Source organism: Streptomyces spiramyceticus, from assembly GCF_028807635.1.
GTDB lineage: Bacteria > Actinomycetota > Actinomycetes > Streptomycetales > Streptomycetaceae > Streptomyces > Streptomyces spiramyceticus.
In genome coordinates, this window is the sequence record NZ_JARBAX010000001.1 from 3,379,845 (window position 1) to 3,394,035 (window position 14,191).

The 14,191-nt window shown below is 71.3% G+C and carries 13 protein-coding genes; 5 read left to right on the plus strand and 8 right to left on the minus strand.

Annotated features, from left to right (window positions below; translation table 11 throughout):
• Nucleotides 1-122: 122 nt before the first annotated feature.
• The 8 genes from PXH83_RS15285 to PXH83_RS15320 all read right to left on the minus strand — a co-directional run bounded on the left by PXH83_RS15285 (nucleotide 123) and on the right by PXH83_RS15320 (nucleotide 9,597).
• On the minus strand, nucleotides 123-1,040 hold the full coding sequence (locus tag PXH83_RS15285; RefSeq protein WP_274560772.1) for a hypothetical protein: 918 nt from the start codon (nucleotides 1,038-1,040) through the stop codon (nucleotides 123-125).
• Complete coding sequence (locus PXH83_RS15290; protein WP_274560773.1) at nucleotides 1,037-3,148, minus strand: PEP/pyruvate-binding domain-containing protein; 2,112 nt, start codon at nucleotides 3,146-3,148, stop codon at nucleotides 1,037-1,039. Before PXH83_RS15290 ends, PXH83_RS15285 begins: the two co-directional genes overlap by 4 nt.
• A 182-nt stretch (nucleotides 3,149-3,330) precedes the next feature.
• On the minus strand, nucleotides 3,331-4,062 hold the full coding sequence (locus tag PXH83_RS15295; RefSeq protein ID WP_274560774.1) for a flavodoxin family protein: 732 nt from the start codon (nucleotides 4,060-4,062) through the stop codon (nucleotides 3,331-3,333).
• 113 nt (nucleotides 4,063-4,175) lie between these two features.
• Nucleotides 4,176-6,125, minus strand: a complete 1,950-nt coding sequence (locus PXH83_RS15300; RefSeq protein WP_274560775.1) for an ABC transporter permease — start codon at nucleotides 6,123-6,125, stop codon at nucleotides 4,176-4,178.
• Nucleotides 6,122-6,907, minus strand: coding sequence for a molybdate ABC transporter substrate-binding protein (gene modA, locus PXH83_RS15305; RefSeq protein ID WP_274560776.1), 786 nt, complete (start codon nucleotides 6,905-6,907; stop codon nucleotides 6,122-6,124). Before modA ends, PXH83_RS15300 begins: the two co-directional genes overlap by 4 nt.
• Nucleotides 6,908-6,937: 30 nt before the next feature.
• Nucleotides 6,938-7,333 carry a TOBE domain-containing protein gene (locus PXH83_RS15310; RefSeq protein ID WP_274560777.1) on the minus strand — a complete coding sequence of 132 codons (396 nt, stop codon included), beginning with the start codon at nucleotides 7,331-7,333 and terminating at the stop codon, nucleotides 6,938-6,940.
• A 70-nt stretch (nucleotides 7,334-7,403) separates the two neighbouring features.
• On the minus strand, nucleotides 7,404-8,774 hold the full coding sequence (locus tag PXH83_RS15315) for an FAD-dependent oxidoreductase (RefSeq protein WP_274560778.1): 1,371 nt from the start codon (nucleotides 8,772-8,774) through the stop codon (nucleotides 7,404-7,406).
• Between the two features lie 28 nt (nucleotides 8,775-8,802).
• Nucleotides 8,803-9,597, minus strand: a complete 795-nt coding sequence (locus PXH83_RS15320; protein WP_274560779.1) for a DUF72 domain-containing protein — start codon at nucleotides 9,595-9,597, stop codon at nucleotides 8,803-8,805.
• A gap of 329 nt (nucleotides 9,598-9,926) precedes the next feature.
• On the opposite strand from PXH83_RS15320, the gene PXH83_RS15325 reads away from it, so the two are divergent.
• The 5 genes from PXH83_RS15325 (at nucleotide 9,927) to PXH83_RS15345 (ending at nucleotide 14,090) form a co-directional block, all read left to right on the plus strand.
• A complete protein-coding gene (locus PXH83_RS15325) occupies nucleotides 9,927-10,676 on the plus strand; it encodes a PP2C family protein-serine/threonine phosphatase (protein ID WP_274560781.1) in 750 nt (249 codons plus the stop codon).
• Between the two features lie 99 nt (nucleotides 10,677-10,775).
• Nucleotides 10,776-11,315, plus strand: coding sequence for a hypothetical protein (locus PXH83_RS15330; protein WP_274560782.1), 540 nt, complete (start codon nucleotides 10,776-10,778; stop codon nucleotides 11,313-11,315).
• A 90-nt stretch (nucleotides 11,316-11,405) separates the two neighbouring features.
• Nucleotides 11,406-12,242 carry a DUF4097 family beta strand repeat-containing protein gene (locus PXH83_RS15335; RefSeq protein ID WP_274560783.1) on the plus strand — a complete coding sequence of 279 codons (837 nt, stop codon included), beginning with the start codon at nucleotides 11,406-11,408 and terminating at the stop codon, nucleotides 12,240-12,242.
• A 91-nt stretch (nucleotides 12,243-12,333) separates the two neighbouring features.
• Nucleotides 12,334-13,302, plus strand: a complete 969-nt coding sequence (locus PXH83_RS15340) for an ATP-binding cassette domain-containing protein (protein WP_274560784.1) — start codon at nucleotides 12,334-12,336, stop codon at nucleotides 13,300-13,302.
• Complete coding sequence (locus tag PXH83_RS15345) at nucleotides 13,299-14,090, plus strand: ABC transporter permease (protein ID WP_274560785.1); 792 nt, start codon at nucleotides 13,299-13,301, stop codon at nucleotides 14,088-14,090. The genes PXH83_RS15340 and PXH83_RS15345 overlap by 4 nt, the downstream gene beginning before the upstream one ends.
• Nucleotides 14,091-14,191 lie beyond the last annotated feature (101 nt).

Below are 14,191 nucleotides of genomic sequence, written 5' to 3' on the forward strand. Positions count from 1 at the left end.
GTACCCCGCGCTCACCTGCCCTGACTTCTCTTTGTGACCTATCGCACAAAGCTAACAAATCGGTCGTTATGGGTGTGTGTCGCTGGGGGCTCGACGGGTGTCGACGGGTGTCGACGGCGGTATTAGGGCACGGGAGGTGCCTGGCCCTCGCCGAGGACCTCGGCCTGCGCCCGGTTCGCGCTGGCGTCCATCAGGCAGCCGCGCAGCCGCAGCAGGTCGTGGTCGGGCAGCGCGGGCCTGACCACGCCCGCGTACACCCCGTGTTCCAGCTTGGTCAGCTGCGCGTGCTCCGGTTCGGCCGCAGTGGACCGGCGGCACGTCTCCCAGAAGTCGCGTGCGGCCAGGTCCCTGGCGACCCCGGTGTCGGCGCTGCGCACCTCGACGCGGAAGACGACCATGCTGGCCGCGGAGTCGGGCAGCGGCGCCCGCCGCGTCTGGACCGCGTCCGCCAGGACGAAGGTGAGCAGGGTGACCATGACCGCGACGGCCAGCGCCAGGGCCGTCCTCATGAGCGTGCGCACCGGCCGGCTTGGCGGAACGGCGGGGCGCTCGTCGATGCCGCGGATGTCTGCCTGTACACCGCCGGGCGGGGCGGCGAGCCGGGCGAGGCGGCCCGCCAGCCGCCGCTCGGCCCCGGCCCGGCCTGTCGCGCCCGCGATCTTCTGGATGAGCAGCGCGGCGGCGGAGAGAGCGACACCCGTCGCCATCAGGACGGGTACGAAGACGAAGGTGTCGTTGGCGTTGCTCCTGTCGCCGAGGTGCCGGGTGTCCAGCCAGCGGAACCGCTCGGGGGCGCCCTCGCGGGCCTGCTCCAGCCGCCGCTGCACCTCCTCGGCACGTTTCTCGGTCTCGTCGAGCCGCCTTTCCAGGCGGCTGAGGCGGGACAGCAGGACGGTGGTCACCAGGAAGATCTCGACGATGAGCAGCAGCAGTCCGCAGACCACGGCGCGCTGCCACTCCCAGCGGTAGAGGTAGACGAAGAGGTAGGCGCCGGCCCCTACCGCGGCCGCGCCGCCCAGGAGATAACTGACGTACTTCATGCCGCGTCCTTCGCGTCCTGTTCCGCTCCCGCGCGCACAGGCTCGACGGAGCCGTTCGTACCGTCCACCGTCAGCTCGGTGCCCTGCGGGAACCGCTCGACCGCGTCCGGCACGCCGACGACGGTGGGCACCTTGTGCTCGCGGGCGAGCACCGCGAGGTGGGACAGCACGCTGCCGGTCTCGGCAACCAGCCCGGCCAGGTCGGGGAGCTCGGTGGCCAGCGCGGGATCGAGGGCCCGTACGACCAGGACCGGGTGTTCGGGCCGGGGGCCGTGGCCGTGCCAGGCGGTGCCGTAGCCGTACCCGCCGCCCGCGCCCTGGCCGCCGCCGCGACCGCGGTGGCGACCGCGGCTGACGAGACGCTCGGCGATCGGGCGGCCCTCCGGCGAGAGCCGGAAGGCGGCGGGCAGCGGCGGCGAGTCGGGCCGGGGCAGGCGCGCGTCGAGATCGGCCGGCGCCGGGGCCCCGTCCAGTACGGCGGTCAGCTCGTGCCAGCGCATCATGGACAGCTTCCGCAGCGCGTCGGGCCGGCCGGCGGCCTCCATCCGGGCCGCCAGTTCGCGGACCAGGCTCGCCTGCATCTCCTGGACCCAGCGAATGCGCAGCCGCAGCCCTTCACGGACCGGCAGAGCCGCGACGCCGCGCGGTGCCCCGGTCCAGCCGGTACGTTCCGGCGGCTGGGCGGGGCGTGCCAGGGACGGCGGCAGAAGGGACAGCAGGACGGGGTGGCGGGCCAACAGCTCCGCGTCCGGGGTGCCGTTGGTGCGCCCCTCGGCGAGCACGGCCAGCGCCTCGCCGACCGCAGTGGCCCCGCTGCCCTGGCCCAGCAGCGACCCGGCGAGCGACTCCTGGGCGTGCAGCGACGACAGGACGTTACGGCCCCAGGTCAGGGCGGTCATGATCTGGCCGGAGAGCATCGCGCGCGGCGCCGGCAGCTGCGCCAGCTCGCGGTCGACATCGGCCATCAGGTCCACCGCGAGCAGCGGCAGTGCCGTGCCGAGGCGCCCCACCCGCCAGGCCGCGGACGCCCGCCTGGCCCCGGGGACGGGGTTGATGAAGTCGAGGACGGGATGGGCGGAGGGGATGGCGCCCAGCAGCCGCAGATCGGCCGCCGCCCGTCCGTCGACCGTCGTGACCACGGGCAGCTCCCGCAGACGGCGGCGCGACGCGGTGCCCGCGATGTCCAGGGCGAGCGTCAGGCCGTGGGACATCGGCGCCACCCACAGGTCCTCCTCCAGCGGCTGGAGCACCTCGGGGAAGGTCTCGGCGACCGGGCCGGGCCCGAGCAGCCGGGTGCCGCGCGCGGCGCGCAGGGTCATGGCGGTGATGGGGCGGGCCTGGAAGAGCCACAGACGGTTGTCGGTGTCGAAGCCGAACTCCATGTCCTGAGGACCGCCGAACACCCGCTCCGCGCGCCGGGCCAGCCGCACCAGGTGGGAGATCCGGCGGCGTCCGAGGAGCCGGTCGCGGCGGGGTTCGCGCGGTTCGGCGCCGGCCAGTCTGCCGTGGCGCGTCAGCTGGTACCGCACGCCCTGCGCCGAACCGGCCAGCAGCTGATCGGGCCCGCCCTGGACCACGCTCACGAGCATCCGGTCCTCGCGGCCCGCCACCGGGTCCGCACCGAACATCACTCCGCCCACGGCCGTGCGCAGCATGGGCTGGACCAGTACGGCCATGCCGCCGGCCGGTTCACCCACGCTGCCGGCTTCCGCGGGCTCACCGCTCCGCCTGGCGGCGGAGTCCAGGACCGTGCTCACCGCGGCCGTGAAGTTCTCCCAGCCGTGCACATCCAGTACCGAGGCGAAAAGGCCGGCCATGGAGGAGTCGGCGGCGTCCTCGTGCGCCGAGGAGGATCGTACGACCAGGGCCCGCCCCTCCTCGCCGGTCAGCTCCCGCCACGCCGCGTGCAGCGCGCTCTCGCCGTGCGGCACCCCGGCCGCCGACTGTGCCGCCGAGGCTGCGGGGACGATGGCGAACCCGGGCAGCACGGGCAGCCCGGCAGCGGCGGCGCGGGCGAGGTTGGCTGCCTTGGCGCCGGTCAGCGCCGGGTTCCGGGCCTCTGCGGCCTCCAGCGGGATGACCGCCAGCCGCTCCAGGCCGCTGACCACGGCGGATCTCCTTCGGTCACTCCGGAAAACGTCCTGTGCACCCACTTTGTATGCCTCGCCCCCACTGCGCGATCGCAGAAAAGCCGCATATCTGATCTTCTGTCCCAATGGTAGGCAATTCAAGCAACCGTGGAACTGCTCCGGGCATGCCAAGGCCAGGCAGATCGAGCGGATCGGCTGATTCAGCGGTGTTCGGGGTTGGGGAAGTCGAAGCGGCAGCCCGCGTCCCACTGCGAGCGCTGATTGCCGTGGGCGGGGATGCCGCCGGAGCGCTTGATCATGGCTGCCAGGTGCATCAGGTTCCACGCCATGAAGGTGCTGTTGCGGTTGGTGAAGTCGTTCTCCGGGCCGCCCGAGCCGGCGTCCAGGTAGGACGGACCGGGCCCGGCCTCGCCGATCCAGCCCGCGTCGGCCTGCGGGGGGATGGTGTAGCCGAGGTGCTGGAGGCTGTAGAGGACGTTCATCGCGCAGTGCTTGACGCCGTCCTCGTTGCCGGTGATCAGACAGCCGCCGACCCGCCCGTAATAGGCGTACTGCCCCTGCTCGTTGAGGAGTGACGAGCACGCGTACAGCCGCTCGACGACCTGCTTCATCACGGAGCTGTTGTCGCCCAGCCAGATGGGCCCGGCGAGGACGAGGATGTCGGCCGTCATCACCTTCTCGTAGAGCGCGGGCCAGGCGTCGGTGCTCCAGCCGTGCTCGGTCATGTCCGGCCAGACGCCGGTGGCGATGTCGTGGTCGACGGCGCGGACGAGCTCGGTCGTGACGCCGTTCGCCTCCATGACCGCGCGGCTCTTGTCGATCAGGCCCTGGGTGTTGCTGACCTCCGGGGAGCGCTTGAGCGTGCAGTTGACGAACATGGCGCGCAGGTCGTCGTAGCGCGGGCCGTTGTGCGAGGCGGGGGCAGCCGTCATGCGAGCGCTCCAGGGTGCGGATCTGGCCGGGAGCCTACTGCCGGTGACGGGTGCGGGGCGGGAGGACGATGCGCAAGCGCGGGTGGTGTCGGCGCTGTCGGCGGCGTCGGCCCTTACAGGGGTACGACGGTGGTTTCGGTCGCCTTCACGCTCGTCCAGACGTCCGTCCCGTCGGCGAGGCCCAGTTCGGCCGCGGCCTGCGGCGTGATCTCCGCGACGAGATCCGGTGCCCGGGCGGAGGTGATCAGGAGGCGCAGGCGGCTGCCGCTGGCGGTGATCTCGCGGACCGTGCCGGGCCAGACGTTGCGGGGGCTGCCGGTGGGCCTGTCCCGGTGTACGGAGACGGCTTCCGGGGCGATGATCGCCAGCGCATCGGTGCCGGTGGGCAGCGGGAGCGGGTCCGCGACGACGAGCCTCTCGCCGCCGGGGAGTTGGAGACCGTACGCCGTGGACGTGCCGGGCCAGGCGTTGCGGCCGAGCATCCGGGCGACCCAGGGCGAACGCGGGTGGCGGGTGACCTCGGTGGGCGGGGCGTCCTGGATCGCGCGGCCGTCGTCGAGTACGAGCACGCGGTCGGCCAACGACACTGCCTCGACGGGGTCGTGAGTGACGATCAGGCAGACGCCGCCGAAGCCGGCGAGGTGCGTGCGCAGGGTGTGGCGTACATGCGCGCGGGTGGTCTGGTCGAGCGCGGCCAGCGGTTCGTCGAGCAGCAGGAGGCGGGGCCGGGCGGCCAGGGCGCGGGCGAGGGCGACGCGCTGCGCCTGGCCGCCGGACACCTGGGCGGGCTTGCGGTGGGCCAGGTGTCCGACGCCGAGCCGGTCGAGCCACTGCTGGGCGCTGCGGCGTGCCTCGGAGCGGGGCACGCCGTGGGCGCGCAGGCCGTACGCGGTGTTGGCGAGGGCGGTCAGATGCGGGAACAGCGCCCCGTCCTGCGGAACCCAGGCGACGCCGCGCCGGTGCGGTGGCAGGCCGGTGACGTCGGTGTCGCCGAGGCGGAGCGTGGCGTGGGCGCGCGGGGTGAGGCCGAGGAGGGCGCGCAGCAGGGTGGTCTTCCCGGCGCCGTTGGGGCCGACGACGGCGATGGTGGTGCCCGGTGCGGCGTCCAGGGTGAGCCGGTTGAAGCCGGTGACGTCGGCGTGCAGGGCCCAGCGTTCCTGCACGTTCGTGGGAACGGTGGCCGGGGCGGCCGGGGCGGCCACCGGTCCCACGGGGGCCGCATCGCCCGCCGGGGGCCGGGGAGCGTACGGGCGACCGGCCGGGGCGCCCGTCCAGCGGCCGCGCAGTGCGACGAGGACGACCATGGCGATGGCGAGCAGCAGCAGCGAGACGGACGTGGCCGCCTCCGGCTGCTCCTGGAGCAGCAGGTACACCTGCAGGGGCAGCGTCTGCGTGGTTCCGGGGAGATTGCCCGCGAAGGTGATGGTCGCGCCGAACTCGCCCAGCGCCCGCGCCCAGGTGAGGGCGGCCCCGGCGACGAGACCCGGGGCGACCATCGGCATCGTCACGGTGAAGAAGACCCGTACCGGGGACGCCCCGAGAGAGGCGGCCGTCTCCTCGTAACTCGGCCGCAGTCCGCCGAGCGCCCCTTCGAGGCTGACGACGAGGAACGGCATCGAGACGAATGTCGCCGCGAGCACCGCCCCCGAGGTGTGGAACGGCAGAGTGACACCGAAGGTGTTCTCCAGCCACGGGCCGAGCAGTCCCCGGCGGCCGAACGCCAGTAGCAGCGCCACGCCGCCGACGGTCGGCGGCAGCACCATCGGCAGCAGGACGAGCGAGCGTACGAGCGCCTTGCCGGGGAAGTCCACGCGGGCCAGCACCCAGGCGAGCGGCACCCCGAGCAGCAGTGAAAGACCCAGCGCCCAGAAGGAGACGACGAGCGAGAGCCTCAGCGCCTCGGTGGTGCCGGGGCTGGTCAGATGGCCGCCGAGGCCGGCCCATGACGTGCGGGCGAGGACACCGATCAGCGGGAGCAGCAGAAACGCGACGGCGAGCAGCGCGGGGATCGCCAGAGCGATGGGAGGGCGCGGTCCCGGTGCGCGGCTGCGGAGGCGTTTCACCGTCGGATTCCTGGCTGCTGGAAGTCCGCGTCCCGGAGGATCTTCTGGGCCTCGGGCGAGGACAGCCACTTCACGAACGCCTCGGCCGCCGCCGCGTTCTCGGAGGTCTTCAGCGTCGCCGCCGGGTACTCGGCGATCGCGTTCTGCGCGTCGGGGATGTCGATGGCGTCGACCTTGCCGGTCGCGGTGGCCGCGTCCGTCCTGTAGACGAGCCCGGCGTCGGCCTCGCCCAGCTCGACCTTGCTGAGAACGGCGCGGACGTTCGGCTCCTGAGAAACCGACTTCACGGTGATCTTCTGAGCGTCCAGAATCTGCCGGCTGTAGCGGCCGACGGGCACCTCCGGTGCGGCAAGCACCACCTTGAGCGCGGGGTCCGCGAGGTCCTTCAGTCCGTCGATCTTCTTCGGGTTGCCCTCGGGGGTGGCGATGACCAGCCGGTTCCTGGCGATGACGGTCGGGGTGCCGGTGTCGGCCGACAGCTCGTCCATCGTCCTGGCATCGGCCGTGACCAGGGCGTCGGCGGGGGCGCCCTGCTTGACCTGCGCGGCGAGTTCCTGCGATCCGGCGAAGGAGAAGGTGATCTTCGTACCCGGGTGGGACTTCTCGTACGCCGCGCCTGCCGTCTTGAAGACGTCGGTCAGCGAGGCGGCGGCCAGCACGGTCAGCCCGGCCTTCGGCGCACCCTTGCTCCCGCTGTCGCTGCCACAGGCGGCGAGCGGTACGAGCAGCGCGACGGTCGCGATACCGGCGGCGGCGCGACGTGCGGCGAAGGTGGGGGACATGCGGCTGGGCTCCTCGGGGCTTGCTGGTCGTCAGGCGCGGTCGATGTGGACGTTGGTGGACTTCACGCGGGCGGTGGCCTGCATGCCGACCTCCAGCCCCAGTTCCTCGACGGCCTCCCGGGTCAGCAGGGACACGAGCCGGTGCGGACCGGCCTGGATCTCCACCTGGGCCGCGACGTCGCCGAGCTTCACGGCGGTGACGATGCCCGGGAAGGCGTTCCGGGCCGACGTGTACGGGGCGTCTTCCTCACCGGCGCCGCTCTGGCCGACCTCGATGGAGAACGCGGCCAGGTCACGGCCGTCGATGAGGCGCCGCCCGCTCTCGTCGCGATGGGTCGCGACACGGCCGGCGTCCGCCCAGCGGCGCGCGGTGTCGGGGCTGACGCCGAGCAGACGTGCCGCCTGTCCGATGGTGTAGGACTGCATACGCGTGAGGATAGGCGCCTTTTCCTGGCACCTGCAATGCTTTGGGCGATGCTCCATGGCAGATGCGAGGCTACGTGGAGGAAGGTCCAATCGGTCCGCGGCGCGCAAAGCGCAGGACCCGGAACATGTACGCAGGCGTAAGCAGCGACTCCGGTCGTCGTACGAGTCCGGCCACCGCGTTGAAGCGGATGCCGACCGAGTCGTCGTGCTGCGCGGCGACGGCCACCCGCTCCATGTAGCGGTTGAGGAGGTCTGTCCCGGCGGGCTTCTCTCCCGTTGTGCCGTCGTACGCGAAGTCCCCGCCCACCGCGATCGACCACGGCACACTCACCGACCGGCCGGCCGCCCGCAGGTAGTGGTGGCTGAAGGAGCGGTTGGTGGCGCCCGTCCGGTCGAGGCACGTGCCGAGGATCGCGGCCTGCTGCGCGGCGGTCGTCATGCCCTGGCCGTAGATGGGGTTGAAGCTGCAGACGGCGTCGCCGACCGGCACCCACCCGAGGGGGAAGCGGCGCATCCGCTCCATGTGGCGGCGCTGGTTGGCGGCGAACCGGTAGGCGACCGTTTCGCCGATCGGCTCCGACACCGCCATGATCTCGGCGATCACCGGTGACTCGAAGGACTCGGCGTACGCCAGTCTCCCGGCCTCGTCGGTCGGCGGTGATTCGCCGCCCAGCCCCACCAGCGTCACGATCCACCGCTCGCCCTCCATCGGAAGCGCCATCGCCAGACGCTTCGAGTCGGGGCTGCCGATCACCGCCGCCGCCTTCCAGTCGCGCACGGGCAGCTCGGTGCGGCGGTAGACGCGGGTCGCGTACCGGGTGTCGACCATGACGACGGACTTCGACGGCGCTTCGTAGCCCAGGGTTTTCAGCCAGCCCAGGCTCCGGGCCTGGCGGCCCGTGGCGTCGACCAACAGCCCGCTCCCGATCGTGGAGCCGTCGTCGAGCCGGACCCCGGTGATGCGTGTGCCGGACGCGTCGGTTTCGAGTCCCTCGGCCACGGTCTCGTCGTAAAGGGTGACGTTGGGCAGCTTTTCGACCCGCCGCCGTACCGTCGCTTCGAGGAACGGGCGCGACATCGCCGGGCCGCGCAGCTCCGACGCGGGTCTGCGCATCACGCCGCCGCTCTGGTACCAGTACAGGTCGCGGCAGACATCGACGTCGACGGCTCCGCCCGCTTCGAGCTCCTCGACGATGCCGGGAAACCACCACTCCAGGTGCTGGGCGCCGGCGCGCAGGAGGAGATGGGGGTGCCTGCCCTGTGGCACCTGGTGGCGCCACTCGGGGCCGTCCGGCAGTTTGTCGCGGTCGATGACGACGACGTGGTCGAACCGCTCCGACAGAACCCGGGCGGCGCACAGCCCGGCCATGCTCGCACCGACCACGACCGAGGGCCCGCCGACCGGGCGGACGTGGGTCCGGCCCAGGTGGTGATGGCTCATGGCCGCACTGTGCCCTGTACAGGCGTTTTCATGTCGTATCGGACGCCGGGGTGGGCGGCAGGGCGCGAGGCGTACGGCTCACCGTCCGGCCCAGCGCGGCCGCCGCCCGCGCGAACTTCATGGCGTCCACGACGGCCGCGCCGCCCAGGTCGTTGTTGAAGTAGACGTACACCTCGGCCTCGTCCGGCCAGGCGTCGGCGATGCGCCCGGCCCAGGACTTCAGCGCCTGGCGGCCGTAGCGCGGCGGCGGCTCGGCGATGCCGCCGTGGAACCGTACGTACCCCCAGGACGCCGTACGCCACAGGGGCGTCACCGGGCGGGACCACCGGTCGGCCCAGCACAGCGCGCTGCCGTGCCGCTCCAGCACCGTCCGAAGCTCGCTCTCCGCCTCCCACCACGAGGGGTGGCGCAGTTCGACGGCGACCCGGACCGTGCCGGGAAAGCAGCGAAGGCAGGCGTCCAGGCTGTCGGTGTCCTGCCGGAAGTTCGGCGGCAGTTGCAGCAGGACGGGCCCCAGCCGGTCGGCGAGGCCCTCGGTGCGGCCCATCAACCGGCCGACCGGCTCCTCGGGGTCGCGCAGCCGCTTGAGGTGGGTGAGGTAGCGGCTGGCTTTGACGGCCATGACGAAACCCTCCGGCGTCCGCTGCCGCCAGGAGGCGAAGACCTCCGTGCTGGGGAGGCGGTAGAAGGCGTTGTTGTTCTCCACAGTGACGAACTGCCGGGAGTACTCCTCCAGCCAGAGCCGCTGCGGTTGCTTGGGGGGATAGAGGACGCCGCGCCAGTCCTTGTACTGCCACCCCGAGGTTCCGACGAGCATGGGCATGGTCGGATCCTTGCCCCAAAAAGGTAAAAAATGCCACAAAAGGTCTTCCATCTGGCGTCTGGAGCGTTATGCTCATATCAGACCTGCGGGATGAGCGAGGGAGTTCAACCGGAGTAGCCGACTTTGGCGGAAGCAGTTGAGCCGCTGGGGCCGACGTCGACGGTCGGGCTGAGAGGCCGGAAGGTCGCAAGACTGGAAGGCGACCCCCACTACCTGATCCGGGTAATGCCGGCGCAGGGAGCCCGTCTCGTAGGTCGTTTGTGTGCAGCCCCAGGTCCGTGACCTGGGGCTTTTGCGTTGGTGCGGGCAAGGAGAGGCGAGGCGCTTCGATGGCGTACGTAACGGTGACCGCCCTGAGCCATCCCGGCCTGATCCGCGACCACAACGAGGACAGCCTGGTGGCCGGTCCGTGGACGCTGTGCGCCACTGTGACCGAGAACCCGCAGACGCTTGTGTTCCCTCTCGGCACACCGCTCGTCGTGGCGGTGGCGGACGGCATGGGCGGGCAGCCGGCCGGCGAGGTGGCCAGTGCGCTGGTCGTCCGGGAACTGGCGTTGCTCGGCCCCTCGCTGGACGGCGAGGAAGCCGTTCGTGACGCGCTCAAGCTGTGCAACCAGGCGGTGTACGCGTCCGCCGACCGCGATACGGCGCTGAGGACCATGGGCACCACGGTCGCGGGTGTCGTCGTACTGACGGACTTGCTGGTCGTGTTCAACGTGGGCGACAGCAGGGTGCTCAACGCGACTCCGGACGGACTCCGCCGGGTGAGCGAGGACGACAGTCCGCCTCTGCCGCCGGGGCAGCGCACCACGTCGATCGTCACCCAGGCGCTCGGCGGCTCCCACCGGTTCAGCGCCATCACGCCGCACGTCACGACAGCGCCGCTTTACCCGGGCGACCGCTACCTGGTGTGCACCGACGGCCTGACCGATCCTGTGCCGGAGGACGCAATCGACGACCTGCTGAGCCTCCACGACGAGGACGCCAGGGCCGCTTTCGAGCTCTGGAAGTCCGCGATCGAGGCAGGAGGGCCCGACAACGTCACGCTCGCGCTGATCGGCGTCGGCGACAGCGAATGACGCAGGTCGGCGCCATGTGGCGCCACTGTGGCGACGTGCGACGCCATGCCTGCGCCACGAGTGCTTGCGGTGGCGCCAGAGTGGTGCCATGATGGCGTCATGGACCTCACGCCGTATGTCGACAACCTCCGGCACGAGCTCGCCGTCGCCGCAGACGCGGGCGGAGACGAAGCCCGCGCCCTGGCCGAGCGACTCACCGCCCCCCTGGAGTCGGCCGCCAGGCTCACTCTGCTGAACGCGCTGTCCGCCGCCATGGACGAAGTCACCCAGGACCTCGCACCGGGCTCGGTCGACGTACGGCTGCGCGGGCTCGACCCCGAGTTCGTGGTGACGCCGCCGCCGGCCCAGGAGCCGTACGGGGAAGCCGAACAGCACGACGGTGCACTGAGCGATGTACGTACGCCCGCGCCACCCGCCCTCCCTTCGGACGGCGACGAGGGCGGCACCGCGCGCATCAACTTCCGTCTTCCCGCCCACCTCAAGACCCGCGTCGAAGACGCCGCAGGACAAGAAGGCCTCTCGGTCAACGCCTGGCTGGTACGGGCCGTAAGCACCGCTCTGGAACCCGGCGAGGCCGGCCACGCACCGGGTCGCAGTCGCCATCGGGGCCAGCAGGGCTACACGGGCTGGGTCCGCTAGCCCGCACCACCACCGGCGTACCGCACCACATCTCATCCGACCCGCCCCACCGGCGGGAACGCACACCACAGCCATGAGGACGGGACAGCCATGCCTGATTTCGACACCCCCGAACCGATCTGCGTCACCCTCGAATTCGACACCGGGTCCGCCAGGATCGTCGCGAGCAAGCGCACCGACACCGTCGTCGAGGTGCTGCCGAGCGACGGCGCCGACGAGGCCGATGTGCGGGCCGCGCAGCAGACCAAAGTGAGCTTCTCCGGCGGCAAGTTGGTGATCAGGGGCCCCAAGAAGCGTTCCCTGTTCGGCAAGAGCGGATCGCTGGACGTGAGCATCGAGCTGCCGGCCGGATCGGATGTTCAAGGCACCTCGCCCATGGCGGACTTCATCTGCGAAGGGCGTCTCGGGGACTGCAGGCTGAAGACCTCGCTCGGCGACATCCAGGTCGACGAGGCAGGGTCCGTGCACCTGAAGACCGGCCACGGCGGCATCCGCGTGGACCGTGTGACGGGGGACGCCGAGATCGCCGGCGCGGGCCGGGTCGACGCAGGCGAGATCGCGGGCACGGCAACGGTCAGGAACGGCAACGGCGAGACCGCGATCGGCGAGGTCACCGGCGACCTGCGGGCGAACTCGTCCAACGGCCGCATCTCCGTCGGCGTCGCCCACTCCGGGGTCGACGCCAAGTCCGCCAACGGCGGCATCCGGATCGGCGAAGTGGCGCGCGGCCAGGTGGTCCTCCAGATCGCCTCCGGTGACGTCGAGGTCGGCATTCGTGAGTCCACCGCCGCCTGGCTCGACGTGAGCACCCGCGTCGGCAGTGTGCGCAACTCCCTCGGCCCTTCGGAGGGTCCGGGAGCGTCCGAAGAGACGGTCGAGGTGCGCGCCCGCACGGGTGTCGGCGACATCGTGATCCGCCGCTCCTGACCGTCCACGACACCGAAGCACGGCAAAGAAGCACGGCGAAGAAGCACGGCGAAGAAGCAACAACACGGAAGCACGAGAGACAAGGACTGTCATGACCATGTCCACCGCCGCCCGGGCTGCGACCGCGCTCCGGCCGGCCATCACAGCCACCGGGCTGTCCAAGTCGTACGGCGACAAGGTGGTGCTCGACGGCATCGACCTGCACATCCCCGAGGGCACGATCTTCGCGCTGCTCGGCCCCAACGGCGCAGGCAAGACCACCACCGTGCAGATCCTGTCCACCCTCATCACCGCCAACGCCGGCGAGGCGCACGTAGCGGGCCACGATCTGGTCCGCGACGCCGATGACGTACGCCGCGCGATCGGCGTCACCGGCCAGTTCTCGGCGGTGGACAACCTGCTCACCGCCGAGGAGAACCTGATCCTCATGGCGGACCTGCACCATCTGTCCCGCCGCGAAGGCCGCAGGCGCACCGCCGATCTGCTGGGCCGCTTCGACCTCACCGAGGCGGCCACCAAGCCCGTCGTCACCTTCTCGGGCGGTATGCGGCGCAAGCTCGACCTGGCGATGACCCTGGTCGGCAACCCGCGCATCATCTTCCTCGACGAGCCGACCACCGGACTCGACCCGCGCAGCCGCCGCACCATGTGGGAGATCATCCGCAGCCTGGTCGCCGACGACGGCGTCACGATCTTCCTGACGACCCAGTACCTGGAAGAAGCGGACCAACTCGCCGACAGCATCGCCGTACTGGACCACGGGAAGCTGGTCGCCGAAGGCACCGCGGAAGAGCTGAAGCGCCGTATCCCGGGCGGCCACATCCGCCTCCAGTTCGCCGACGCGACCGGCCTCGCATCGGCCGCCGCCCTCTTCGACACCGCCGGGCGCGACAGCGAAGCACTCACCCTGCACATCCCGAGCGACGGCAGCATTCCCACCCTGCGGGCGGTCCTCGACGTACTCGACAACGCGTCCGTCGAGGCCGAGGCACTCACCGTGCACACCCCGGACCTCGACGACGTATTCCTCACACTCACCGGCAAGGGGAACGCCCGATGACCACCATGTCCTACGCCGTCCGCGATTCCAGGACAATGCTGCGCCGCAACCTCAAGCACGCACTGCGCTACCCCTCCATGACGGTCTCCGTCGTCGCGATGCCCGTCCTGATGCTGCTCCTCTTCAACTACGTCTTCGGCGGCGCCCTGGGTACCGGCATCGGCGGCACGGCCACCGGCAGCACCGAGTACATCGACTACGTCGCCCCGGGCATCATCCTGATGGCCGCGACCTCCGGAGCCCTGGCCACGGCGGTCGGCGTCTGCGTCGACATGACCGAAGGCATCGTGAACCGGTTCCGTACGATGGCGATTTCCCGCGCGTCGTTCCTGACCGGCCATGTGGTCGGCAGCGTGATCCAGACAATGATCAGCATCGCGCTTGTCGTCGGCGTAGCGCTGCTCATGGGCTTCAGGCCCAATGCCACGGTCGTCGAGTGGGCCGCCGCCGTCGGCGTGCTGGCGCTGCTCACCCTGGCGCTGACCTGGCTGGCGGCGGGGATCGGCCTGGTGGCCAAGAACCCCGAGACCGCCAGCAACATCCCGATGCCGATGACGTTCCTCCCCTTCATCGGCAGCGCCATCGTCCCGCCGGAGTCGATGCCCACCGGCCTGCGCTGGTTCGCCGAGTACCAGCCCTTCACGCCGGTCATCGAGACGCTGCGCGGCCTGCTGATGGGCACGGAGATCGGCACCAACGGGCTCGTCGCGCTCGCCTGGTGCGTCGGCCTCACCCTGGTCGGCTACCTGTGGGCGCGGTCGGCCTTCAACCGCGGCAGCGCCCGCTGATCAGCCACGTCGTACGCCACATGCATCTCTTCCAGCTCGACATCGACCGAGAGACCTCTGCGCCGGCGCCGCGATGTGCGCACTCACGGCCACCGGAGGCG

What these genes read in the sequence shown, in the direction of transcription:
- PXH83_RS15340 (WP_274560784.1), top strand. Translation starts at nt 12,334, where the DNA reads ATGACCATGTCCACCGCCGCCCGGGCTGCGACCGCGCTCCGGCCGGCC.
- PXH83_RS15315 (WP_274560778.1), bottom strand. Translation starts at nt 8,774, where the DNA reads ATGAGCCATCACCACCTGGGCCGGACCCACGTCCGCCCGGTCGGCGGG.
- PXH83_RS15330 (WP_274560782.1), top strand. Translation starts at nt 10,776, where the DNA reads ATGGACCTCACGCCGTATGTCGACAACCTCCGGCACGAGCTCGCCGTC.
- PXH83_RS15320 (WP_274560779.1), bottom strand. Translation starts at nt 9,597, where the DNA reads ATGCCCATGCTCGTCGGAACCTCGGGGTGGCAGTACAAGGACTGGCGC.
- modA (WP_274560776.1), bottom strand. Translation starts at nt 6,907, where the DNA reads ATGTCCCCCACCTTCGCCGCACGTCGCGCCGCCGCCGGTATCGCGACC.
- PXH83_RS15325 (WP_274560781.1), top strand. Translation starts at nt 9,927, where the DNA reads ATGGCGTACGTAACGGTGACCGCCCTGAGCCATCCCGGCCTGATCCGC.
- PXH83_RS15285 (WP_274560772.1), bottom strand. Translation starts at nt 1,040, where the DNA reads ATGAAGTACGTCAGTTATCTCCTGGGCGGCGCGGCCGCGGTAGGGGCC.
- PXH83_RS15310 (WP_274560777.1), bottom strand. Translation starts at nt 7,333, where the DNA reads ATGCAGTCCTACACCATCGGACAGGCGGCACGTCTGCTCGGCGTCAGC.
- PXH83_RS15335 (WP_274560783.1), top strand. Translation starts at nt 11,406, where the DNA reads ATGCCTGATTTCGACACCCCCGAACCGATCTGCGTCACCCTCGAATTC.
- PXH83_RS15345 (WP_274560785.1), top strand. Translation starts at nt 13,299, where the DNA reads ATGACCACCATGTCCTACGCCGTCCGCGATTCCAGGACAATGCTGCGC.
- PXH83_RS15295 (WP_274560774.1), bottom strand. Translation starts at nt 4,062, where the DNA reads ATGACGGCTGCCCCCGCCTCGCACAACGGCCCGCGCTACGACGACCTG.